We start from the raw sequence: 24044 nt of genomic DNA, 5'->3' as shown, positions 1-24044 counted from the left end.
AACAGCGTCATTGCGATAACAAATACTTAGACATAAAAAATGTTACCTGACCCACAACCCTAATTCGACTCGATTCACGGATTCTCTGGTTCCTAAATCCCCAAGCATATTTGCGCAAACAGGATGCTAGATATCCGGCAGCAAAACATAGCTTGAAAAACCGCTTAAACATCGGCTAGTCGCCCCAGACGGTACTGCATAAATGCCATTAACCCCAGGGCGATACTCAAATATACTGGCAGCAACCCCACTGACAAATGATCAGCCACTATACCGAATAGCGGCGGCATTATCAGGACTCCCACAAAGAAACAGGCCATTTGCACCCCGGTGATTGCCCGAGAGCGCTCCCTCCCAAAAATCTGCGGAGTGGAATGGATCATCGCCGGGTAAATGGGAGAGCACCCCAGTCCGATAGTCATAATTCCGCACACTGCCAATGTGGCTGGACCCGGGATAATCAGGATTAGTAACCCCAAACCTGTCAGTATCATTCCGAAACGGATCATCTGTTGATCTGAGTAACGCATAGCCAAAAAACCGCTGACGGCACGCCCGAGGGTTATCCCCAAGAACACCATGCTAGCGAAGGCGGCGGCCGCAGCCGCATCCATATTTTTAAACAACCGCAAGTAGGTCGCCGCCCACAGCCCGATGGTGTGTTCTACCGCGGAATAACAGAAGAAACAGACCATCATGGCTTTCACTCCCCAAATCTGTACCACTTCGGAAAGTTTCAGATACCCAGACTGCGTGGGCTGCACTGTCGGTTCCAGCACTTCCTCGACAGTTGTGGGCGCATTGTTTTCTGCACCCGGATCCGTTTTGCTGCTTCGGGCAGCGGCAGAATCGGCTTGCTCTCGGCGTTTCCACAGGGGCAAACTTAGGAACAAAATCGCGGTTATGGCCAGCTGTATGCAGGCTGCATACCAGTAGCCCCCTCGCCAGCCACTACCTCCAGAAAGTGCCGCTCCCATAATGTAAGGACCGATAGTGGCTCCAATTCCCCACGAGCAATGCAGCCAGTTCATATGACTACTCTTGAAATGTAGCGCCACATAATTATTTAGCGCCACATCTATACTGCCTGCTCCCAGTCCGTAAGGAATAGCCCAGATACACAGCACCCAAAAATTGGGTGCCAACCCGAAACCGAGGATAGCTGCCGCAGTCAGCGCCACTGAGATGACCGTAATTTTTCCGGTTCCCAGTCGGGATATCAAACGATCTGATAGTAGGGAGGAAACGATGGTTCCTAAAGAAATAATCACTGAAACAATGCCGGCGTAGGAAACCGTAACTTCAAAATCTGGATAAATCGCTGGCCAGGCAGAACCCAGCAGAGCGTCAGGCAGCCCCAAGCTGATAAACGCGAGATAAATCAGTGCCAGCAGTAAGTTAGTCAAGTGCACCTCCCCGATTAAAATTACCAGCATTCCCAATCCGTTAACATCTTTAAAATCCCCCTCGTTACCACCCTCACCACCCCATTTTTCAAGACGATTAGACTAAAAGTGTCACTAAATGAAAGAATGGTCTTATGCCTAGAATCATCGGGGAAACGCTGGAAGAACATCGTAAGAAAACCCGCCAGCAACTCTTTGATGCACTATCACGTCTTTTGCAGACCAGCACTTTCGAGTCATTAACCATGGCGAAGATCGCGGAAGAAGCCGGGGTGGGACGCACCGCGGTCTACAACCATTTCCAAGATAAAGAAGCGCTGCTGTTGGCGTTTATCACCTATGAAACTGGACAGTATTCGCTGCGTTTAAACCACGCATTGGAGGGAGTTAGTTCCCCAATCAAGATGCTGCGAATTTATATTCGGGAACAACTTACCCTGGGATCGTCCTATCATCTGGCTCCCGGACTGGATTTGCGCCGTCAAGTATCGCATGAAACCAGTTCTGAACTGCGCCAACATGCACGCATCGTAGAAAATATCTTGCGGCAGATTCTACGTAGGGCAATCAGCGAGGGCACGCTCCCTCCCCAGAATCTTCCGATTGCTATTTCTATGGTTAATGCCTCCTTGGCGGGAAGATCTCTACCGAAAGACCCGATGCGCCGCGAATATTTGATCCACTGCGTGCAAGCCTACGTACTACGCTCCCTGGGAGCTGACCATAAAATCGCGCCGCTACCCAGTGCGAAACGTTTCTTAGGTCGCCCCTTAGATATGGATGAAAATCCTTTCTCTGCTCGAGGCGACGAAGGAATGGCGACTTCTGCCTGCCCCATCCACCGTGCCAGTTAAACTCCCTTTGTTTTCTTTACAGATAAGTCGGGATTTTTCTCCCACCTTAGACTCTGTTTCCAGCGCAAGAGACAGCTAGTAGTTCTGGCAATGGCAACTATGGCGGCGCGGAAACTGTTTTCGCCTCCGAGTCATCTATAATCGCTAGAGGGAAACTAAAGGAGGCACTATGAGCACTGACCCGGTCGAGCGGGCAAGCGATCCCGCAACGCCGCTGGAAGAGCTGCAGAGCTTAGCTCAAAATCATCCCTCCTTACGTCCACTTATCGCGGAAAATCCCTCCACCTATCCAGCGCTTTTAGAGTGGTTAGGCGAATTTTCTGATCCCGAAATCGCGGCCGCTTTACAGCGACGCCAAAACCGCATCAACCGGGCTGCCCGCCGGAAAGCTCTACTGGCTTCCGCCGGCTTAGAAAGCGCGCAGCCTGCTTCCACAAAAAGCCCGCAGCCTGCGCAAACCTCACCGTCAGCGGCATTACCAGCTGAGATTGCCGCTAAATCTGAGCGTGCGCAAGCAACCGACGACACCCAGGCTTTGGCGGCTGCTACCTCGCCTCAGCAAACCGAGCCAACAAGAAATATGGCTAGTCCCGAACCCGCGGCCTCCTCCCCCAAAGCCAAGTTCCCCCCACTAACCGAGAAGCGCGCTGACGCCTCACCCGAGACCACAGCTGCCCAAAAAACCAAAGCAGAAAAACTAAAACTAGCTGATGAAGCTGATTTAGAGGAGTTTTCCCCACAGGAAGAAAAAACTGCCTCCAAGAAAAGCAAGATTTTCGTGATTATTGTGGCCGTGCTTATCGGGCTGGTACTTTCGATTGGAGGAAATCTAGCGGATCGGCTCACCGGCGGTGACGGCTCCAAGAGTTGGTACGGGAAAAACGGGGTGATTGCGCGGATTTTCGGGGATTCGGACCTGAATAAGGATCGCAATAATAACGGAATCCCCGATGCCCAAGAAAATGGGGCGGCGAACGGCAAAGACGGTAAATCAGCTGGTAAAGGTGGTAAAAGCGGCAAGAACAATGCGGGAGCGCAACTGGACGTAAAAACCGAGGGTCGCCAAATAGCGCCCGCTCCCACCAGCGCCATTGGAGAAGCCAAAGGGCTACCCGATGGCGCCTACCAGGTCAGTGAATTCTCTTTGCCGGATGCCCCGATTAAATGCACTATCGGTAGCGAAGTGGTTTGCACCGCGTTTAGCTTTACCGGAAATATCGGGCAAAATCCGGGGGCAACAGTCAAGTTCACCCTGGGAGCCGATGGCGCCAAGACCCCGGAAGATTTAGGGGTAAAAGACCGGGAAACCTCACAAACAGTTCTCGCCAGTGGTGCCGCCGCTGCCTCGGGAGCCTATGCCTGCCAGTCCTCGGGATCTGGGGTTGACTGTTGGAACCTGCAGACCGGAAACGGGCTGAAACTGACGATTAACAGCGCCGAAGCCTATCAGCCTAAAGCAAAAAGCAGCTAACTTAGGCAGCCAGCAGTTCTTGGGCGACTAACTCCGCAATCTGGATGGCGTTCAACGCCGCCCCTTTACGCAGGTTATCGGCGCAGCAAATGAAGGCTAGACCTTTGCCACCCGGAACTGACTGGTCGATGCGCAGACGCCCGGTGAAAGTACCATCGCGCCCAGCAGCATCCAAAGGATTAGGAACATCTACCAGTTGTACTCCCTCAGCCTGCTCTAATGCCGCCTGTGCCTGTTCTAAATCAACCGGGCGAGTAAAGCGAGCATTCAAGGACAGCAGATGCGCAGTCATTACCGGGATACGTACGCAGGTGCAGGAGGCCGCCAGCTCGGGGATATGCAAAATCCGCCGCGACTCGTTACGCAGCTTTTGCTCCTCATCAGTTTCATGGGAACCGTCGTCAACGAAGTTTCCGGCCACTGGAACCGCGTTAAACGCAATCGGGCGTACATAGGTTTTAGGCTGCGGAAACTCGATAGCTGCCCCGTCTAAGGCTAGTTCTTCGCAGCGGTCAACGCTGGCTTCTAGTTGGGAAGAAAGTTCTTTTACCCCGGCTCTTCCGGAACCGGATACTGCCTGATAGGAGGACGCCACTAAGGTTTCCAATCCAAACAGGTCGTGGAGCACTTTCACCGTGGGCATGGCTGCCATGGTGGTGCAATTGGGGTTAGCGATAATCCCTTTGCGACGATCCTTAATATCTTCGGGATTTACCTCCGAAACCACCAAAGGCACCTGGGGGTCTTTACGCCAAGCCGAGGAGTTATCGACTACTACCGCCCCGGCAGCAGCGAAACGGGGAGCATGGGTGCGGGAAGCTGCACCGCCAGCCGAAAAAATGGCGATATCAATACCGCTCAGATCAGCGACCTCAACGTCCTCGACAGTTACTTCGTGACCGCGGAAAGAAAGCTGCTTGCCCGCGCTACGCGAAGTTGCAAACAGACGAATATTAGCTGCCGGGAAATTTCTTTCCTCTAGCAGGGTACGCATTACCCGCCCTACCTGGCCGGTTGCTCCTACTAGGGCTACAGTTAATTGCTTAATCATCGTCCGGTACCTCCATAGACCACAGCTTCAGTTTCTTCGGAATCTAGATCAAAGGCTTTGTGGATTGCTAGGACGGCATCATCCAGGCGATCCAGGTTAATGAGTACCGAGATCCGCACCTCGGACGTGGAAATAATGTCTACGTTGATGCCTTCATTAGAGAGGGCTTGGAAGAAGCGCGCCGAAATCCCGGGATTATTGCGCATACCTGCCCCGACCAGGGAAACTTTCCCCACATTGCTGTCGTGGTCGATGCGAATGAAATCCAAAGCCTGCTTTTCGTGCTCGAGCTCGTTGATTACCGCGGAAATATCTTCTGCGGGCATAGTGATGGAGATATTTGCACGTCCGGGCCGCGCCTCGGAAATGTTCTGCACAATCATATCGATATTGGCACCAGCCTTGGCCACCGCTGCGAACAGGTCAGCGGCCACGCCCGGACGGTCAGGCAGTCCCACCACCGTCAGCTTGTCCTGGGAACGGTCATGAGCGATACCAGAAATAATTGGAGCTTCCACTTTTTCCTCCTCGAGAGCTTCCGCAGGAACTATTCCCTGCAATGATTTCGGAGCTGGTCCCCGGGCAATCCAGGTGCCGTTCTTGTCGGAAAAACTAGAACGCACATGTAGAGGCACCCGGTAGCGGCGAGCAAACTCCACCGCGCGCAGATGTAAAATCTTGGCGCCATTAGCCGCCAGTTCTAAAGTTTCTTCATAGTCAAGGGAGTGCAGGCGGCGAGCGGTAGGCACCACCCGGGGATCGGCGGTAAATAGGCCGTCAACATCGGTATAGATTTCACATACATCCGCGTGCAGCGCCGCAGCTAGAGCCACTGCAGTAGTATCAGATCCGCCGCGCCCTAAGGTCGTAACATCGTCGGCATCGTTTACTCCTTGGAATCCGGCTACGATTGCCACATTGTTCTTGCGGATTGCCCGGGCGATTCGCTCCGGTATCATCCCCACAATCTGGGCTTTGCCATATTTGGCGTCGGTGCGGATTCCGGCTTGGGCGCCAGTAAACGCCATCGCCGGTACTCCCTGGGCAGATATCGCCATGGACAGCAATGACATCGAGATGCGTTCCCCGGCAGAAAGTAAGATATCCATTTCCCGCGCAGGGGCGTGGGCGTTTAGTTCTGCCGCCATATCAATCAAATTATCGGTGGTGTCCCCCATTGCGGAAACCACTACCACCACCTGATGCCCGGCGCGGCGGGTTTGCACAATCCGTCGCGCGACCCGCTGCAACGACTGGGTGTCGGCAACTGAGGATCCGCCGTACTTTTGTACAATCAGCGCCATTTGTTCCCCTTGTATATCTGCTTTCCATCTAGCTATCTTCTGCAATTGTAGGAAGATAGCTTAATCGAAGTCCTAGCGTCTCAAATTTGCTGGTCGGTAAGCAAACACACACTATTAATTTTGCTGATATTCACCTGTCTGGGACTTTTGCCAGGGTATTAGCTGTTCGGAAAATATCGGCTATTCGGCGCTGCGCCGTCCTTCTAAAGCCCGCCCTAAAGTAACTTCATCAGCATATTCCAGGTCGCCGCCTACCGGCAGTCCCGAAGCCAGGCGGGTTACTTTTAATCCCAAGGGAGAAATCGTGCGGGTCAGGTAGGTGGCCGTGGCCTCGCCCTCGATATTGGGATTCGTGGCAATAATAATTTCTTGTACAGTCGCACCACTGAGGCGTTTTAGCAGTTCACGCAGACGTAACTGTTCCGGTCCGATTCCGTTAATGGGATCGATCGCCCCGCCCAACACGTGATATAAGCCGCGGTAGCTGCGGGTACGTTCAATCGCGCCTACGTCCTTGGCTTCTTCAACCACACAGATTACTGACTGATCGCGTTTGGGATTACGGCAAATCGTGCAGAGTTCCTCTTGGGAAATGTTGCCACACTGGCTGCAAAACCGGATTTTTTCTTTGGCATCCATTAAGGCTTGCGCCAGTAGTTTCGCTTCATCTTTAGGACGAGAAAGCACATAAAAGGCGATGCGTTGCGCTGATTTTGGACCAATCCCCGGCAGTCGTCCCAGGGCGTCAATCAGGTCTTGCAAGGCACCGTCGTACATAGATTTTTAGCTGCTCTCTTTCTAGTTGCTGGCGGAATCGTTATCTGCTGTCTCAACTATCTTGCCACCAAGCAAAGATTTCGCGACCTCGACTCCCCAGCGGCCACCGCTATCATCGACCCCCACATCAGGATCGGACATATCCGGTAAGTCTTCTTCGATTGTGGGCTCTGCGGGGAGTTCTGCGGCCGGGTTTTCCACTTGAGCAGCACTTTCATGAGGACGCGGGGCCGCAATAGGATTATTCCCGGTTCGGGGAGCCACTAGAGTCTCGTTTACCTCAGCCCGAGGGGCCTCCGCTTGTGTTTGCGGACTTACTGCCCGCGGAGCAACCATTTCTTCCTCAGCGCGGGGCGCAACGATTTCTTTCCCGGGGCGAGGCGCGGAGAGTTCGGGAGCCTCCTGGCGCTCCATATCACCCGCATCAGGGATTTCGGGAGGTACCTCCTCCACAGTGGGCGCGGCAGGGTCAATAATCCAGCTACCACCGCTGGGCGCAGAGCCATCTTGATCCCCTACCGGGTTAACTTTTTTTACAGCTTCATCTGTGCTTTTAGGGGTGGGAATTTCCGGGTCTGCGGTAGTTTCTAGGGATGCCGTCGGCGCACTATCCACCGGGGAGGGCGGGGTTTCACCCCCACCGCTATCGCCTAAGTCTTCTGGTTCCGGAGGATAAAGTTCTTCTTCCGGCGGGGCTTCATCCTCGACCGCGGGCGCACTTTCCGGCGGTAAGAATAGTTTTACCTGCGATAACGCTTCGCTGAGCGCGGGAGCGAGACTATCATTACTTCCGGGGAGCAGCTTTACTTCCCAGCTTCCCGAAAGCTCCTCAGCTAGACATTTTTCTAAGGGAGCTAATTTGTCTTTTAAATACTCAACGGTTTGGGGGCTATCGGCTAGCAAAGTAACTTTCTGCTCTTGTGCCCCGCCAATCTGCAGGTGCCGATTACAAGTCGACCACAGTCGCGGATCTACCTCTTTCAGTCGCGCGGATACTTTGCCCCACGCCTGCAATACCTGCCAGTATTGTTCACCTTTTTCTACTTTCGTTGCCACGGGTGGCTGCGCGTCTGCTTTAGGAGCTGCAGCCGCGGTCTGCCCTTCATTTTTACTGTTAGTTTGCGTTTCTTGGGACTGTTCTGGGGTGCCCGCAACCGCGGGCGCAACCTGTTTGTCCGCCGCTGTCATGGGACGAGGGGCTGCGAGTTCCGGGACGCTGCTTCGCGGGGCGACAGGCTGCGCGCTAGCAGCAGATACTGCCGGGGCGGCATTAACGCTGGAATCTTCATTAGCGGCAGGTCGCGGAGCGCTAACAGTGCGCGCGGCGTGGTTAGTTCGGGGAGCATTGGTGCTCTTTTGAGATTGAGGACGCCCCGGTCGATGTAAGGCCGCGATTGCTGCCTCTGCCCCGCTACGAGAACCAGCTGGGACAGCGCCCTGTCCGCTGGCTATTGCCACCGGGTTTTCAGGGGGCAGCAATAGCCGCGCTGCCAGCAACTCTACTTGCAAACGGGGGGCGGTGGCTCCGGTCAGTTCTGTCAAGGCAGTGTTGGTGAGGTCGCTGGCATGAGAAATCCCGGCAGTTCCCCATCGCTGCGCCTGCGCGTTCATGACGGATAGTTGATCTTCGGGGGTGCCCGCCAACGCTGCCTGTGCGTCCTCGGGAGAAGAAACTGAGAGTACTAGCAGGTCACGTAAGCGAAGCAATAGGTCTTCCAGGTAGCGGCGAGGGTCATGTCCGCCCTCAATCATTTTCGCGATTACCTCGAATAAAGCCGCGCCATCCCGGTCGATGATCGCATCTACCGAGCGCTCCAGGATGGAACTATCGGTATATCCCAGCAGCGCAGAGGCGGTTCCGTAGGCTAGTTTTCCGTCCTCAGCACCCGCCATTAGCTGGTCTAATACCGAAAGCGAGTCACGGACTGAGCCTGCGCCCGCCCTCATCACCAGTTGCAGCACCCCAGGGGCAGGTTCGATATTTTCCGCCTCGCAGAGCTTCGCCATATATTTTTCCATGATTTCTGGCGGTACTAGGCGGAACGGATAGTGGTGGGTGCGGGAACGAATCGTGCCGATTACTTTGTCGGGTTCGGTGGTCGCGAAAATAAACTTTACGTGTTCGGGGGGTTCTTCCACGATTTTCAGCAGGGCGTTAAATCCCTGTTGAGTAACCATATGGGCTTCGTCCAGGATGAAAATTTTGTAGCGGTCACGCACCGGAGCGAAACCTGCTCGCTCGCGTAGCTCCCGGGCGTCATCTACCCCGTTGTGGCTGGCAGCGTCGATTTCTACTACGTCGAGGGAGCCGGAGCCTCCGGTCGCTAAGTCTTTGCAGGATTCGCATTTGCCGCAGGGAGTGTCGGTGGGGCCTTCAGCACAGTTCAGGCAGCGCGCCATGATTCGCGCCGAGGTGGTTTTGCCGCACCCGCGCGGCCCAGAAAAGAGATACGCATGGCTAATCCGTCCAGAACGCAGCGCCGCCATCAACGGTTTGACCACGTGATCTTGCCCGATCACGTCTTGGAAAGTGTCTGGCCGGTAGCGGCGATAAAGTGCGATGCTCACGGCTCTACTGTACTAAAGCCCAGCCATCTCCGGGGTGTATGCCGGGTTATTGGGATAAAAAAGACCCTTCACGCACCCGATAGCGCACCCTTATCCTTGCTGCCTTCCGGCCCTGGGGAGGTTCGAATGATATCGCCGCGTGAAGGATCCCTCCTAGTTTAGCCCAGGAGCGCGGTATCTGGAAACGGGAGAGTAATACGGTGCGGACGCTTTTCTGGGAGCGAGAGAAATGAGGATTCGGGCATGAGGGCGAGGACGCGGCGGGGTTGAAGCATTCGCGATTAGCCACAGTAGCGCCGGGCTGTGTTCGACTACTCATTTCCTAAATCGACATTAGCTAGGGCATTTCGGTAAACTCAAACTTGTGTCTGGAGGTATCGCCTAGCGGCCTATGGCGCTCGCTTGGAAAGCGGGTTGGGTGCAAGCCCTCGGGGGTTCGAATCCCCCTACCTCCGCCAATGCACTCGCCGAAAGTTTTCTCTGGTGAGGTTTTAGTGCTTTAGGTTTGGACTAGCTCGCATCAACTTCGGGCAGGCTGCACATCGTACCCACTAAGGTGGAAGCTACTAAGACGGACTTGCGGATGAATGCCAGATTATTATCCAAAATTAAGACAGAGTAGATTACTACTTGGCGTAGCGGGGTTATGGTGTTAAATTTATAAATGCAGGCATTAGAGTGCGCTGTATACTCAAGGAACCGAATTAACGTTTAAGCGGTCTGTAAGGTCGCCGGCCTTGGGGGAGCCACCCCACAGCGGGGTGGCTCTATTAGAATATAACTGTGAGTATTTTTGTCTACGCTGACGAGTCGGGCGTATTTGACCATTTACATAATGACTATTTCGTTTTTGGCGGTATTCTTCTTTACTCTAAGGATCAGCGTGACATCATGGGGAGAAAATATTTAAAAGCTGAACGAAATTTAGGTAAAAATGCTCGCCGCTCAAAAAATGGTGAGTTGAAAGCAGCTACGCTTAGTAACGCTCATAAAGGTAGGCTTTTTCGTTCCCTTAACCAGGTGTGCAAGTTTGCGGTTGTAGTGAGGCAACAAAGCATTCTTGAATCTATTTTTTCTCATCCGAAGAGTAAACAACGTTACTTAGACTATGCTTTTAAAATCGGTCTCAAACACGCTATTGTCACGCAAATAAGCGAAGGTGTTATTCCTCCGGACTATTCGGAAGTTATTGATGTGCGAATGGATGAGCACACAACAGCTACCGATGGTCGTTATGAGCTCAGAGAGGCATTAGAGGCTGAGTACAGAATCGGTACATATAATCTGCAGTGGGATAAGTTTTATCCCCCGATTCTACCTTTATTGAGTGGGGTGAACTTTTGCTTGCGTGACTCTGCGAGGGATCCTTTGATTAGAGCTGCCGATATTGTGGCAAATAGGGTTTTCCATTACGCTACCATGGAAAAACTACCGGAACTGCACAGTAAAGTTATTATCAAGGAGTTACCTTAGACGGCAGTATCTTTTTTAGATACCGACCCCGTACGTCTATACACCCTCAACGCCTCACGACGCTGCTCTCGGGAATACGAAACATTCATAAAACACTCTCCAACATTCTGTCCGCACCCCAAAATGGGGGTTAATACGCAAAAACATGGGGCAGAGGAAGGCGAACATCAAAAAGTTTGGGTCGCCCCTTTTTTAAGGGGCGACCCAAACTGTTATTTACTTGTTCTTAATGGTTACTGCTGTTTACGACGGCGAACCATGACTGCACCCGCGCCAACGGCTAGCAGCCCTAGCGCCAGCGCCGGAATCCCCGCAGAACCAGACTTGGGGAGTTTCTGCCACACGCTGTTACCCTTGTTGCCGCTATTTCCGGTGTTTCCACCCTTCTTGCCGGGATCGTTCGGATCTAGAGGGTCGGTACCATCTTTGATTTCTTGACCATCATTGATGCCGTCACCATCAGTATCAGCCCTGTTCGGGTTAGTGGCTTTACCACCATTCTTAGCTCCGGTCACCTCGTCACCATCGTTGATGCCGTCACCGTCAGTGTCAGCATTGTTCGGGTCAGTGTTTCCGGGTTTACCGTTCGGATCAGCCTTATCACCCTTGAACGGATTCTTAGCGCCACTTACCTCGTCACCATCATTAATCCCGTCACCATCGGTGTCAGGATTCTTCGGGTCGGTCTTGGTGGCCTTAGAATCATCAACCTTCGGCTTACCGTTCTCGTCTTTGACGGCTTTACCATCTTTGTCAACGTCGCTTCCGACCTCTTGACCATCAGTCAAGCCGTCACCATCGGTGTCAGGATTATTCGGGTCAGTTCCAAGTTCCTTTTCCCGCTCATCGCTAACCCCGTCACCATCAGTGTCATCCGCACTGGGCTTAGTAACCGTCACCGTGGAGCTATCCAGGATCTTGTCACCATCCTTAACGGTAACCGTGATAGTAGTTCCAGAGGCAGCACCGGCAGGAACAGTGACCTTAACGTTGCCATCGTTATCGAAAGCACAGGTCGCTCCGTTATCAGCCTCACACTTGACCGTCTTCGGCAACTTGCCATTCGCCGGATCCTTAGTCAGAGTCACCTCGGAGCCAGGATTACCAGAACCATCACCCCAAGCCGGGCATCCCTTATTACCGGACGGGCCAGCTAGAAGCGGGCAGTTATCCGAGGTAGCATCCTTACCCTCGTTTACCCCGTCATTATCAGTGTCAGGTTTGGTCGGGTCGGTATTGGTCGCCTTAGAATCATCAACCTTCGGAGTACCGTCATCATTCTTGACAACCTTGCCATCTGGGCCAATGTCGGTACCGGCCTCTTCACCATCAGTTAAACCGTCACCATCAGTGTCAGCCTTATTCGGGTCGGTCTTAAGTTTTATCTCTCGACCATCGGAGACTCCGTCACCATCAGTATCAGGATCCGTCGGGTCAGTCTTGGTGGCCTTAGAATAATCAACCTTCGGCTTACCGTTCTCATCCTTGACGACCTTACCATCTGGACCAAGATCGGTACCGGCCTCTTCACCATCTTTCAGACCGTCACCATCGGTGTCAGGATTCTTCGGGTCGGTACCAAGTTTCTTCTCCCCACCATCAGAAATACCGTCACCATCGGTATCAACCTTGGTTGGGTCAGTACCATCTTTGACTTCTTGACCATCCTTTACCCCGTCACCATCGGTGTCAGGATTCTTCGGGTCAGTACCATGGCCCTTCTCGTCCTCGTCCGGGATGCCATCACCATCATCGTCATCGTCAGTCACGTCCGGGATGCCATCACCATCAGTATCAAGCTGGAAGGTAGCGCTGGTTTCATCATTGGCAGCCCCATCCGGGTAAGAAACCACCACCGGAACTTTAACTTCCTCAGCGGTCTTCACATCGGGCTTAGCGGGTGCCGTAGCAGTTACCTTCCCATTTCCAGCATCAACACTCACCGACCAGCCCTCAGGAGCCTTCCAACCAACCTTGATCTTATAAGAAGCCGAAGGAGGCTCCTCACCGGTATAAACCGGCGTAGCGGTCTTAGACTCACCAGGCTCAACTAACTTCGCCCTACCATAGCCAGGGTTATAATCCTTCACACCAGGCGTGGTAACAGTCACCGTAGAAGTATCAAAGGTCTTGTCCCCGTCCTTAACAGTAACCGTAATCTTATCGCCAGGCTTTGCATTCTTCGGAACAGAAACCTTGATATTACCATCATCGCCAACCGTACAAGTACCAGCAGAAGCCTCGCACTTGACCGTATTCGGTAGCTTGCCATTCGCCGGATCCTTGGCTAGCGTCACATCCTTACCAGGATCACCACTGCCGTCATCCCAAGCCGGGCAACCATTATTACTAGTCGGACCAGCAACATTCGGACACTGATCAGAAGCATCCGGAGTGCCATCACCATCACCATCAGCAGGAGTAGTAACAGTCACCTTAGGAGTATCCAAGATATTGTCCCCGTTCTTAACAGTGACCGTAATCTTATCGCCAGGCTTTGCATCCTTCGGAACAGAAACCTTGACACTACCGTCCGGCTCAATAGAACACTTCGCACCTTTATCAGCAGAACACTTAACCGTGTCCGGCAAAGTACCATTCTTCGGATCCTTAGCCAGCGTCACATCCTTACCAGGATCAGCCTCGCCGTCACTCCAGGTTGGGCAACCGTTGTTTTTGGCGACACCAGCAATATTCGGGCAGTTGTCCGAATCGTTAGGGATGCCATCACCGTCGTCGTCCTTGGTGTCGGGTTTGGTAACAGTCACCGTAGACGTATCAAAGGTCTTGTCCCCGTCCTTAACAGTAACCGTAATCTTATCGCCAGCATTAGCGTCCTGAGGAATAGTTACTTTAATATTGCCATCGTCCCCAACAGTACAAGTGCCGGTAGAAGCGGTGCAGGAAGTACCGGTCGGCAACTTACCATTGGCATCATCCTTATTCAGAGTTACCTCGGCGCCAGGCTTGCCGCTGCCGTCGCCCCATGCCGGGCAACCATTATTAGTAGTCGGACCAGCAACATTCAAACACTTATCAGTAGCATCCGGAGTACCATCACCATCAGCATCCGGCTCTTTGACGGTAACCGGAGCCAGAATCACCCTCTCAAAGGCGTCTTTCCCTTTTCCATATGTCAACTTGACCGGAATCAGGTAGCTACCTGGGGTCACGCTGCCAGTCGTCGGACTCAGAGCAATAGTGCCATCGGAGTTAACCTTCGCCCAGGGTTGAGCACCAACTGTCACCTTGTTCTTATCCACTCCCTTAAGCAGGGAGGCAGGAACATCACTGGCAGCAGCAGCGGCATAAGTTGTATCAGCAGGAGGCGTAGTAGCGTTCTCCTTGTTAATCGGTGCCGCTACCGTGGCTGTCTTATCCAAATCAATGGTCGTTGCCTTATACTCAGGCGTAACCTTGGCAGCGAAACTATCTTTCGCCATCGCCCGGTCACGGGTTTTCTCCGGGTAGATAGACGCGGTATAAATCTCATCTTTGTCAAGAAGAGCCGGAACCGTTAAGGGGCAGGATTCCACAACGCCCAGGTTAGATGCCTGTGCTGTACAAGTCTTTACCTCTTTACCATCACCATCAGTCCAAACAATGTCATAGGTATTGTTCGGAACGAAACCGGTAGCCTTGGTAGGAGCGGTATCGCCCGGTTTTGCCGGATTTGTGGTCTGGTCATAGGTTTCAATATGGAAGTCACGTCCCTCCAACCGGAGGGCGAAGTTCACGTTTTCCACATTCGCGATCGAAGCAGTTGTCGCATTTGGAGTCCAGTTAAGGCCGTTCTGGTACATATTGTCCCGGAAGTTATTGAGAGAACCACCGACACCATTCGGGATTTCCGGAGCCACATACATATAGTCGTTGTTTACGTGGCGACTGCGCAGGGTACCCGGTGTCCAAGGAGATCCTTTTTTATCATCAGCCGGGGGAACCAACTCTCCCCAGTTACCGGCATTCATAATTCCCTTGCGCCAGTAGGTGTCTCCCCACAACCCCTGGAACTGCAGATGATATTTACCATTTGCATCCGTGGTGTCGTATACGGTTTCAGCAATCGCGGATTTTCCAGTTTCAGCCTCATAGTCTTTCATAATCTGGCGTTGCGCTGCCTTGAACTCGTCGCGCTTATAGTTTTTATGGGCTTTTTTCCACGCGTCGAAGCGGCGGGCAACTTCATCCTGGACATAAGCGCCAACTACCTTAACCCCGGGAATTAGCACTTCACCCAATGTAGATTTAAAAGTTGGAACGGCTTCAGAATTTCCTAACAGTTCCCGCTCTTCATACCAGACTCGACCGACAACGTCGCCGCCGCCCCCGTGGCGATTACTCTGCTTCCAGGTGTTTTCAGGCGGAAACATCTGCGCAATCTGGGGACGTTCTTGGAAAGCGATGTTGTAGTCATAAACATGATTAGACCCAATCGCTCCATTCCATAGACCCCGATAGCGGTCCCCCTGACCGCCAAAGGTAGAATCGCCTTCAACAAAGGCAAGGGTGTACTTTTTGGGATCTGGATTATCTGCCCAAATCCGCAAGGTTTGACCTGCCAAAGCCTCCCACTTGTGAACCGTCCCAAATGCATCTGTCCAATCTGGCAGCTGGATAACGTAGGTACCGTCAGAGCGAGACGTGGTGTAGTAAACCGGCGACAATGAGCCTTTCTGCCTTCGATTGTTGTAATCAGTCCATTGCGCATAGACCTTAACTCCGGAGAGCCCTATGTCGCCATCGGAAGCACCCTGTTTATCCCTAGGCTCCATGTATGAGCGGCTACCGGCGCGATCAAAATAGACCCTACCGCTGACACTCTTTTTTTCCCTCAGGGCTTTGCCGGGGGAATAAATCGGGGCATCCGCGTGAGCGGTGCTGGGCGTAAACGCGGGCAAAAATACAAGTACCAGTGCCGCAGCCGCTAAAATCGCACCAAATGTTTTCTGGAACCTAAGCGACCAGCCGGCCGCCTTCGAAGTGCTAACTTTTGTCATTGCTCCCCCGTACGTAAGGTTTATGCGGGAAGAAGCGACTCAAACTGCCGGTATCCAGCGGTTAGGACGCCCCCCCCCCCCACGACTATTGAGAAAATATCTAGATTCCTTAGCACTAAAGCCTCTAGATACCATTCGACAACACGCACTTTATCATGGTTAATGAATTATCGGAAAGTTCTATTCTATAATGCGAGACTCCTCACGGACCCTCCCTCAAATCCAGCTCTAGCAGTTGTTTTAGTGGCAGAAACCCTGACTACTTCTAAATAAGATCATGGCGCCTGCGGACACTCGCCGCACGCCCTCCCCCTCCCTCAAAATCTACACACCAGCTCAACCCTGGTAACTTAATGAATTTGAATGAGATCATACCGGGGTTTTCTAAACCTAAAGAAAGCAGTGCTTGCTATGAAAACTTGCAGCCATCCAAGTCTTCAAGCCCAAGGTAGAGTTCCGATTACCTGGTCATTGCGTTCTATCAATGGTGCGAATAGTTTGTTCTAGCCACTGTCTCGCATCGGAAAGTGACGACAGTATGTCCGTAGCATCATTGACCTGAGTCTCAGCGCGCGCTTCCAGGTATACACTTTCCCAACCGCTCATATCGCGCAAAGGTAGAGGTGGCCAGGCTTGCGCTTTTCTCCAGGAAAAAGTTCGTACACATAATTGCTTAAGTTCCACCAAGTCCAGCTGCATGCGCCACAGCACCTGCAGATCCACCAAATCATGGGCTCTGGAATATGTCAGATCAGTAACTGCATGAAGCTTCTGCGCAAACTGAGCTTCAGGAGAAATCAAACTTACAGGCTTCAACTCCCCAAAGCCGAAACGGGCATTAAAATCATACAAATCACTGTCTATACGAGTACCCCCATACATACTCGTCTCAATCTCTTGTGCTGACACTTCCACCTTGAGCGCAGACCACTGCTTCCCAAGAAATTTTAATGAAACTCGGTACGGTTGCACCAAATACTGAGGGAGCTTCACCCCAGGGTCATGGATCGGTAAAGCAACCAAAGCCCCCGTGAAAGCTGTTCGGGGCGCGCTGTTTGGATTATTGCGTAGCTGTGCTTTTGATGGCGGGACGAAACCCCAGCCTTTCATCAACTTAACGCGCAGCGCTTCTTCGAATCTGCGGGTTTGCTCAGAGATAAAAACATCAAGATCCGAGGTCGCGCGAGTTCCAGGCTCGCCCGCGCGCAGCTTCATGCCCATACCGCCTTTTATTACTGTGAACTCTGGAAGCATCTGGGATACAACCAAGGTAGACAGCATTAGCCGGGAGCGCGCCACCGTAATCCCCCGAGCGGCGGACACTTCTTGCAGTCGTTGCTCAAGTTGAGCAATGATTTTGGGAGGAATGACCCCGCCCATACAGCACTTCCTTAGCCTTGAGTTCCTTTGCGGTAACAAAATCTTTACGGTAGCACTCCTGCACTAACGCCAGCCATTTTTCATTTGGTAGTTGGGGAAAAACATCTGTCAGTGCCTCGTTTACCGAGGTGGATGGCAGATTGCAGTACTCAGTTATATCTTTTTCCACAATGTCAACGCGATCGGTAAGCTGCATCCACTGCGGCAACTTTCTCCGTACCCGTCTACGGGTAGCAACCCGGATCGAACGCGGATTAAAATCCCCCAGTTCCAAAAGAGAAAAGACTGCATCTCCCCATAAAAACCCGCCTTTACCAGCTAACGCCACCGCTATGGCGAACTGGGTAAAACGCGTGAGCGGCACCCCATGATGTACGTATACCCCGTTACCATAGCTACGCAGCGTGCCTCTATACGTTAATTTTCGCACCTCAACAGCAGGTACACCGGCAGAAATTGCCTCCGAAACGGTTAATACCCCGTGGTTATAAGCCGCTACCTCCCACAAATCCCGCGCATAGGTCAAAACATTCACCCCCCTTCGTTGTCAAAAGCGTACCATTATTGGTACGGTATTGGCAGATAAAAATTATTTTCCCGTTCTTGCCCCACTCCTGCGCCCAGCAAGACGGCAAGCTATGGTGGAAAACAGGGGTTAATACTGCAAACGGTAACAGTCCTGCGCGCAGTAGCACTTCCAAGAGAAGATGCAACCCCAAACAAAAGTAACAATCCCTCTGGCAGTATCAACCTCGCAATCAAGGAGCAGCAATGACCCAGGTAAAAGCCTATGCGATGGATTCGGCCACCTCGCCCTTCCACCCCGTAACCTTAGAGCGGCGCGAACCGGGGCCCACCGAAATCTACTTCGAGATCAAATATGCCGGGGTCTGCCACTCTGATATTCACACCGGACGCGCGGAGTGGGGAGAGGTAATCTACCCCCTCACCCCCGGTCATGAAATCGCGGGAATCGTCACCAAAATCGGCTCGAAAGTAACCAAGTTTGCGGTTGGTGACCGGGTAGGGGTCGGCTGTTTCGTGGATTCCTGCGGAAAATGCGAGGCGTGCCAGGCAGGAACCGAACAATTCTGTAATGGCGAGGGCGGGACTATCTGGACTTATAACTGCATCGGGCGCGACGGCGTCCCCACAGCCGGCGGTTATTCCACCGGGATCACCGTGGAACAAGACTACGTGTGCCGGATACCGGACGCGATTCCTCTAGAAAAAGCCGCCCCGATTATGTGTGCCGGGGTGACCTTATATTCCCCACTCAAACGGCTAGGGGCAGGACCGGGCAAGAAAGTCGCCATCGTGGGCATGGGAGGACTCGGTCATATGGGGGTACAGATCGCCGCCGCCCTGGGAGCCGAAACCCACGTCATTTCCCGCACTCGCGCGAAAGAAGAGGACGCGAAACGATTTGGGGCAGTTGCGCTGCACCCCACTTCCGAGGACGGGACTTGGGAAAGCCTGCACTCCCAGTTCGACCTGGTGGTATCCACCCTGTCTGACGGAATGGAAATCGATCAGTTGCTAGATTGTGTAAAACCCGAAGGGATCGTAGGGATTGTGGGACTGCCCGAGAATCGCCAGTCCTTTGCCATGGGCAACCTGGTGGGTAGCCAAAAGATGCTGGCCGGCTCCAATATCGGCGGCATCGCCCTCACCCAGGAAGTACTGGACTTTTGCGCCGAGAAAAATATCGCGCCCCAGATAGAGATCATTTCCGGCGAGCAAATCAATGAAGCCTGGGACAACGTGGTAGCCGCTAAGGTGCGCTACCGCTACGTAATCGACACCGCCACCTTCTAGGGGTTATAGCTGCGCCGATTTTCTGGAAGATACTTCCGGTAACGTACCGCTATACAGCTGGCTTGCGAGAGGCTCTTGTTGGCTCCCATACTTGGCCGCCCCTAACTCGGAGCCATCTAGTATCATGTCAATTGACAGTACAAATGCGTTTGGAGGAAGAATGTATCAGGTTAAGGGCACGGAGCTTTCAGTTTTTGAACTGGCTTTAGGAGCTAATACTTTCGGTTGGACCAGTGATAAAGCTGATTCGTTTGCAGTCATGGATGCTTACTGCGAGGCGGGCGGAAACTTCATCGACACTGCCGATGTTTACTCTGCCTGGGGCGAAGGTCTAAAGGGCGGAGAATCTGAGGGGGTAATCGGTGACTGGCTCAGCGAACGAAAAAATCGCGACCAGATAGTAATCGCCACCAAGGTAAGCCAGCACCCCGACTTTCCCGGTCTCGCCCCGGAAAATATTAAATCCGCTTGTGAAGCGTCCTTAAAACGACTACAAACCGATTACATCGATCTCTACTATGCGCATTTCGATGACAATAAGACCCCAATAGCGGATATGGCTGCCGCGTTTGATTCCCTGGTAAAGGCAGGAAAAGTGCGCCACGTAGCCATGTCTAACTTTTCTCCCGAGCGGATGCGCGAATGGTTCCAGGTGGCCGCGGAAGCCAATCTGGCAACACCGGTAGCGATCCAAAATCAATACAACCTGCTTTACCGCAAAGATTTCGAACAGAGCTACCAGCCGATTTGTAAAGAATTCGGAGTTGCGGAGTTCAGCTACTTCTCGCTAGCATCCGGATTCCTGACCGGAAAATACCGCAAAGCAGAAGACCTTGCCGGCAAAGAGCGCAGCAACTTCCTGTCAGAATATAACCGACCCGAATCTTTTGAGCTGGTAGATGCCCTAGTAAAGGTAGCTGCAGAACTTGAATCTACGCCCACGGCAGTTTCCCTTGCCTGGCTGCGCGCCAAGGGCGTAGCCGCCCCAATTGCCTCCGCGCGTAATCCCCAGCAGCTAAAGGACCTGGTGGCTTCCGCCAGCCTGAGCCTACCAGCGGAAGCGATTGCGACCCTGGACGAAAAGTCACAACCCTTCGCCTAGGGAATCGTCCGATAGTTTTAACCAACACCAGCGCAGACAGATAGCTTCTAACAACAAAAAGCTGGTAATAAAAAGTTCCGGGGTGGGGAAATAAATCCCCACCCCGGAACTTTTGGGCGTTAGCCCAACTCATTCACTATTAACTAGATAGTATCTATTTACTGTTTCCAGTAGTGACGCTGATCCACCAGTGCTTCCTCGTATTCTTTACGAGCCTGCTGCGTGGATTCAATACGAGAAACTTCCGGCACCACTACGTCCCAATAAGAACAGTTCGGCGGGTTCGGACCAAACAGGTTGGTTTCGATATGAATCATCACCGCACGCTCAGATTTCTCTGCCTGGCGATAAGCATCCCGGAACTCTTCGATCGTGTGCACTTTCAGCACTTTCAGACCCCAAGATTCCGCGTTCTTGGCAATATCTACCGGCAGCAGTTCCCCGTCCTGGTTATGGGGATTGCCATCACCCATCCGGTAGCGAGTACCGAAACGCTGGGAGCCACGCGACTCGGATAGCGAACCGATCGAAGAGAATCCGTAGTTTTGCAACAAAACATAGATAACCTTGATGTTTTCCTGTACCACGGTGGCCAGTTCCATCGGCAACATCTGGTAGGTGCCATCACCGACAATCGCAACCACTTCCGAATCCGGCAAGGCCATCTTGACACCCATAGCCGCGGGAATCTCATATCCCATGCAGCTAAAGGCATACTCTACGTGGTATTGCACCGGAGTCTTTGCCTGCCATAGGCACTGCAAATCACCTGGCATTGACCCGGCGGCGTTAATCACCACATCGTTGTCGCCCATCATGTCGTTAAGCGCCCCGAACACCTCGGTTTGCGCCGGCAGCTCTTGGTCGTGCGCACCGTAGCACTCCGCGGTCTTTTCGAACCATTCCTCGCGCTCGCTAGCGATTTCCTTGGTGTAGGCCTCGTCAACCCGGTAATCTCCGAGTGCTTCTTTCAAAGCAGCCAGCGCCAACTTGGCGTCAGCCACCACCATTTCACCCGCATGCTTAGCTGCATCGAAGGCTTTCACGTTGATGTTTACAAAACGTACATCCGGGTTCTTGAACTGGGTGTGGGATGCGGTAGTGAAGTCCGAGTAGCGAGTACCCACCCCGATTACCACATCTGCTTTATCTGCCAAATGGTTCGCGCTATTAGCACCGGTAGAGCCCACGCCACCTACGGCGCATTCGTGGTCATAGTTGATAGCGCCCTTACCCGCCTGGGTGTCAGACACCGGAATCCCGGTGGCGCTCGCCAAATCGCGCAGCTCCTGAGAGGCTTCCGCATAAATCGTGCCTCCACCAGAAACAATCAAAGGACGCTTCGCCGACTTAATAATCGCGGCAGCCCTCTCCATCTCGGTCTCAGATACTGCCGGGCGGCGCACATGCCAAACCCGCTTTTCAAACATTTCTACCGGCCAATCGAAGGCCTCAGCCTGCACATCCTGCGGCATCGCCAGCACCACCGCACCGGTCTCTGCCGGGTCAGTTAGCACGCGCATCGCATTCATCAAGGAAGGCATCAGCTGCTCGGGACGGTTAATCCGGTCAAAGAAACGCGACACACAGCGGAACGCATCATTCACAGTCACGTCCAAAGAACGCGGATCTTCCAGCTGCTGGAGCACCGGATCCGGGTAGCGAGTAGCGAACTGGTCAGAAGGCAGCAGCAATACCGGCACCCGGTTAGTGGTGGCCAGCGCCGCGCCAGTCACCATATTCAAGGCACCCGGTCCAATCGAAGTGGTAACCGCAAGGGTCTGCAGCCGGTTCTTGGCCTTAGCATAAGCCGCAGCCGCATGCACCGCGCCCTGCTCGTTACGCGGCATATAGTATTCCATCACTCCCCCATCGGGGGTGGAATCTAGTTCGTTTTGCAGCAGCGCCTGACCGATGCCACACACGTTTCCATGTCCGAAAATCCCGAAAGTTCCGGGAATCAGACGGTATTCTTTACCGTCACGCTCAGAATATTGGTTGATTAAGAAGCGGATAGTCGCCTGAGCAGTAGTTAGGCGAACAGTCTCAAATTTTGCCATCCTTAGTCCTCCTTGATGGTGGCGTTGGTCATGGGTAGGCGGGGATCAGCATCGCCGCCGCCCCAATCCTCAGTGAGCCAGACATAGTCCGGGTCGATAGTTACTAACCAGGCGGCGTCCTCGGCCGGGCCGGCCATTACGTTCAAATAATACAGGTGGTATCCAGGCGCGGCTACCGAAGGACCGTGCCAACCGTGCGGCATCACTACTGCATCCCCGCTGTGTACCTCGGCGCACACATCAATGGTGTGTCCTTTAGAGGGATAAATGCGCTGCAGCGCCATCCCGGTAGTGCCGTTTGCGGCCGGTTTTACCTGGTAGTAGTAGATTTCTTCCAAAATCCGTTCAGTTTCGGAATGCTCATCGTGCTTATGGGGAGGATACGAAGACCAATTACCGCCGGGAGTTATAACCTCCGTGACCAGTATATGGTCTACCTCTACCGGATTGCCCATCGTATAGTTGTGGACTTCCCGAGTGCAGTCGCCCTTGCCGCGAATCATGGAGATAACTTCATCTTTGGGGCAGTAGCGCAGCGGTTTCGCATTGTTGGCCTTCGAGCTAGGCAGGGCAAAGCGCCCGCCTTTTTCGCTGCTGACCGTGAAGGTCTTGTTGATCGGCACGTACAGATAATCGGTGATTTCGCTCCAAATATCTTTACGACCTTTGATTTCAAACTCTTCGCCATCTACCGTAACCGTGCAGCCGCCCTCAAAGGGCAAAACCAGCAGCTCGTTGTTACCGGAGCTAACCTCCTGACTGGCTCCGGCTGGCAGATTCAGGACCTTCAATCCCGAGAACTCCCAACCGGCTTTTTCCGGAGTCAAATCCAACTCGAACTGGCCATTTTTTAGCTGACCATCGCGGAATAAATAATTTTCGTTATCACTCATAGCAAACCTACTGTCTCGTCTACGGCCTGCGACACATCGCCACCGGCCGGGAATAATAGTGAACGACCGATGACTAACCCCAAGACATTGGGAAGACGCAAAGCCTTACCCCACGACTCCATGGCGGCATCGGGATCCTTAGATACTTCTCCCCCTAGGATCAAAGAGGGAAGGGTGGTGGCTTCCATAACGCGTTCCATCTCGGATACGCACGGAAGTTTCAGCCAGGTATAAGCACTGGTACGACCCAGTCCAGCTGCAATCGCCATCGACTTTATGACCGCTTCCGGAGTGAGAACATTACTGACCTTCTCGGCAGGCCCTTCCGAAATGAACGGCTCTACCATTGCCATCAGTTTCCGATCTGCCAGTTCATCAATAGCCTGCGCAGTTGCCTGCAAAGTTGCTACCGTGCCGGCGTCCTCATAGTTGATCCGGGTCAGCATCTTACCCCCGGCCAGGCCCGCATCTTCCACGCCTTGGGCATCGTAGCAGTTGAAACGGTCATCCATTCCAAAAGTAGCCCCCGCTAGTCCGGCGCGGTTCATCGACCCGAAAACCACTTTATTATCGAGGGCGCCCAACAGAGCCAAATCCTCGATCATATCGGCGGTTCCCAAGAAACCGTTTACCCCGGGCCGCGAAAGGGCCTCGGCGCAGCGCGCCAGCAGCTCTTCCCGATCGGCCATCGCGCTGGGATCATCACCCGCAGCCAGCGCACCGCGCGCGGGGTGGTCACAGGCAATCACCATCAATTTGCGAGGCTTACCTGCTTCATCCTTTAATGCTTCCCTAAGGCTGGGTCGAGGACGCTGCTTTAGGGTTTCAGTTATACGTTCGGGCTCAAAGGCGCGAATTTCCGCTAGCTTTGCAATCAGTTTTCCCAT

General features: G+C 53.2%; 16 protein-coding genes, 1 tRNA gene and 1 other RNA gene. 6 read left to right on the top strand and 12 right to left on the bottom strand.

The genetic code is table 11. The features are described from left to right. Positions 1-164 precede the first annotated feature (164 nt). Positions 165-1406 carry an MFS transporter gene (locus KO216_RS02325; protein ID WP_215522716.1) on the bottom strand — a complete coding sequence of 414 codons (1242 nt, stop codon included), beginning with the start codon at positions 1404-1406 and terminating at the stop codon, positions 165-167. A 134-nt stretch (positions 1407-1540) separates the two neighbouring features. Here KO216_RS02325 and KO216_RS02320 point away from each other — a divergent pair, with 134 nt between their 5' ends. Then, positions 1541-2260 carry a TetR/AcrR family transcriptional regulator gene (locus KO216_RS02320; RefSeq protein ID WP_215522715.1) on the top strand — a complete coding sequence of 240 codons (720 nt, stop codon included), beginning with the start codon at positions 1541-1543 and terminating at the stop codon, positions 2258-2260. Between the two features lie 169 nt (positions 2261-2429). Then, a complete protein-coding gene (locus KO216_RS02315) occupies positions 2430-3731 on the top strand; it encodes a variant leucine-rich repeat-containing protein (RefSeq protein ID WP_215522714.1) in 1302 nt (433 codons plus the stop codon). A gap of 1 nt (position 3732) precedes the next feature. Here KO216_RS02315 and KO216_RS02310 read toward each other — a convergent pair whose 3' ends face one another. The 5 genes from KO216_RS02310 to ffs all read right to left on the bottom strand — a co-directional run bounded on the left by KO216_RS02310 (position 3733) and on the right by ffs (position 9583). Next, complete coding sequence (locus KO216_RS02310) at positions 3733-4782, bottom strand: aspartate-semialdehyde dehydrogenase (protein ID WP_215522713.1); 1050 nt, start codon at positions 4780-4782, stop codon at positions 3733-3735. Beyond that, on the bottom strand, positions 4779-6086 hold the full coding sequence (locus KO216_RS02305; protein WP_215522712.1) for an aspartate kinase: 1308 nt from the start codon (positions 6084-6086) through the stop codon (positions 4779-4781). The genes KO216_RS02310 and KO216_RS02305 overlap by 4 nt, the downstream gene beginning before the upstream one ends. Before the next feature lie 180 nt (positions 6087-6266). Continuing rightward, the gene (gene recR / locus KO216_RS02300; protein ID WP_215522711.1) at positions 6267-6863 is read right to left on the bottom strand and encodes a recombination mediator RecR; all 597 of its coding nucleotides are present in this window, start codon (positions 6861-6863) and stop codon (positions 6267-6269) included. Between the two features lie 21 nt (positions 6864-6884). Beyond that, positions 6885-9431: a DNA polymerase III subunit gamma and tau gene (locus tag KO216_RS02295; RefSeq protein WP_215522710.1), complete on the bottom strand. Its 2547-nt coding sequence runs from the start codon at positions 9429-9431 to the stop codon at positions 6885-6887. A gap of 56 nt (positions 9432-9487) precedes the next feature. Continuing rightward, positions 9488-9583, bottom strand: an RNA gene (gene ffs, locus KO216_RS02290) — signal recognition particle sRNA small type. Between the two features lie 218 nt (positions 9584-9801). Between ffs and KO216_RS02285 the strand changes: the two genes are divergently transcribed. Together KO216_RS02285 and KO216_RS02280 are read left to right on the top strand one after the other, a co-directional pair. Next, positions 9802-9889: transfer RNA gene (locus tag KO216_RS02285), tRNA-Ser, on the top strand. A gap of 325 nt (positions 9890-10214) precedes the next feature. Beyond that, entirely contained in the window at positions 10215-10904 is a 690-nt protein-coding gene (locus KO216_RS02280) for a DUF3800 domain-containing protein (RefSeq protein WP_215522709.1), read from the top strand. A gap of 233 nt (positions 10905-11137) precedes the next feature. On the opposite strand, the gene KO216_RS02275 is transcribed toward KO216_RS02280, so the two are convergent. The 3 genes from KO216_RS02275 to KO216_RS02265 form a co-directional block, all read right to left on the bottom strand. Further along, complete coding sequence (locus KO216_RS02275; RefSeq protein WP_215522707.1) at positions 11138-15904, bottom strand: YPDG domain-containing protein; 4767 nt, start codon at positions 15902-15904, stop codon at positions 11138-11140. Between the two features lie 468 nt (positions 15905-16372). Beyond that, the gene (locus tag KO216_RS02270) at positions 16373-17284 is read right to left on the bottom strand and encodes a nucleotidyl transferase AbiEii/AbiGii toxin family protein (RefSeq protein WP_215522705.1); all 912 of its coding nucleotides are present in this window, start codon (positions 17282-17284) and stop codon (positions 16373-16375) included. Then, complete coding sequence (locus tag KO216_RS02265) at positions 17244-17819, bottom strand: type IV toxin-antitoxin system AbiEi family antitoxin domain-containing protein (protein WP_215522704.1); 576 nt, start codon at positions 17817-17819, stop codon at positions 17244-17246. Before KO216_RS02265 ends, KO216_RS02270 begins: the two co-directional genes overlap by 41 nt. Positions 17820-18055: 236 nt before the next feature. On the opposite strand from KO216_RS02265, the gene KO216_RS02260 reads away from it, so the two are divergent. Both KO216_RS02260 and KO216_RS02255 read left to right on the top strand, forming a co-directional pair. Beyond that, positions 18056-19102 carry an NAD(P)-dependent alcohol dehydrogenase gene (locus tag KO216_RS02260; protein ID WP_215522703.1) on the top strand — a complete coding sequence of 349 codons (1047 nt, stop codon included), beginning with the start codon at positions 18056-18058 and terminating at the stop codon, positions 19100-19102. Between the two features lie 160 nt (positions 19103-19262). After that, the gene (locus KO216_RS02255; RefSeq protein ID WP_215522702.1) at positions 19263-20204 is read left to right on the top strand and encodes an aldo/keto reductase; all 942 of its coding nucleotides are present in this window, start codon (positions 19263-19265) and stop codon (positions 20202-20204) included. A 158-nt stretch (positions 20205-20362) separates the two neighbouring features. Here KO216_RS02255 and iolD read toward each other — a convergent pair whose 3' ends face one another. From iolD to KO216_RS02240, 3 genes are read right to left on the bottom strand one after another with little or no spacing between them, the layout of a single operon-like run. Next, a complete protein-coding gene (iolD, locus tag KO216_RS02250) occupies positions 20363-22264 on the bottom strand; it encodes a 3D-(3,5/4)-trihydroxycyclohexane-1,2-dione acylhydrolase (decyclizing) (protein WP_215522701.1) in 1902 nt (633 codons plus the stop codon). A gap of 2 nt (positions 22265-22266) precedes the next feature. Then, entirely contained in the window at positions 22267-23157 is an 891-nt protein-coding gene (iolB, locus tag KO216_RS02245; RefSeq protein WP_215522700.1) for a 5-deoxy-glucuronate isomerase, read from the bottom strand. Beyond that, the gene (locus KO216_RS02240; RefSeq protein WP_215522698.1) at positions 23154-24044 is read right to left on the bottom strand and encodes a Cgl0159 family (beta/alpha)8-fold protein; all 891 of its coding nucleotides are present in this window, start codon (positions 24042-24044) and stop codon (positions 23154-23156) included. The genes iolB and KO216_RS02240 overlap by 4 nt, the downstream gene beginning before the upstream one ends.

This window comes from Varibaculum prostatecancerukia, assembly GCF_943169825.2.
In the GTDB taxonomy this organism is placed as follows: Bacteria; Actinomycetota; Actinomycetes; order Actinomycetales; family Actinomycetaceae; genus Varibaculum; species Varibaculum prostatecancerukia.
The sequence above is the reverse complement of the archived record's forward strand: the minus strand, read 5'-3'. Positions and strand labels throughout refer to the sequence as shown.

What these genes read in the sequence shown, in the direction of transcription:
- KO216_RS02320 (WP_215522715.1), top strand. Translation starts at nt 1,541, where the DNA reads ATGCCTAGAATCATCGGGGAAACGCTGGAAGAACATCGTAAGAAAACC.
- KO216_RS02315 (WP_215522714.1), top strand. Translation starts at nt 2,430, where the DNA reads ATGAGCACTGACCCGGTCGAGCGGGCAAGCGATCCCGCAACGCCGCTG.
- KO216_RS02310 (WP_215522713.1), bottom strand. Translation starts at nt 4,782, where the DNA reads ATGATTAAGCAATTAACTGTAGCCCTAGTAGGAGCAACCGGCCAGGTA.
- KO216_RS02305 (WP_215522712.1), bottom strand. Translation starts at nt 6,086, where the DNA reads ATGGCGCTGATTGTACAAAAGTACGGCGGATCCTCAGTTGCCGACACC.
- recR (WP_215522711.1), bottom strand. Translation starts at nt 6,863, where the DNA reads ATGTACGACGGTGCCTTGCAAGACCTGATTGACGCCCTGGGACGACTG.
- KO216_RS02275 (WP_215522707.1), bottom strand. Translation starts at nt 15,904, where the DNA reads ATGACAAAAGTTAGCACTTCGAAGGCGGCCGGCTGGTCGCTTAGGTTC.
- KO216_RS02270 (WP_215522705.1), bottom strand. Translation starts at nt 17,284, where the DNA reads ATGGGCGGGGTCATTCCTCCCAAAATCATTGCTCAACTTGAGCAACGA.
- KO216_RS02260 (WP_215522703.1), top strand. Translation starts at nt 18,056, where the DNA reads ATGACCCAGGTAAAAGCCTATGCGATGGATTCGGCCACCTCGCCCTTC.
- KO216_RS02255 (WP_215522702.1), top strand. Translation starts at nt 19,263, where the DNA reads ATGTATCAGGTTAAGGGCACGGAGCTTTCAGTTTTTGAACTGGCTTTA.
- iolD (WP_215522701.1), bottom strand. Translation starts at nt 22,264, where the DNA reads ATGGCAAAATTTGAGACTGTTCGCCTAACTACTGCTCAGGCGACTATC.
- iolB (WP_215522700.1), bottom strand. Translation starts at nt 23,157, where the DNA reads ATGAGTGATAACGAAAATTATTTATTCCGCGATGGTCAGCTAAAAAAT.
- KO216_RS02240 (WP_215522698.1), bottom strand. Translation starts at nt 24,044, where the DNA reads ATGGGAAAACTGATTGCAAAGCTAGCGGAAATTCGCGCCTTTGAGCCC.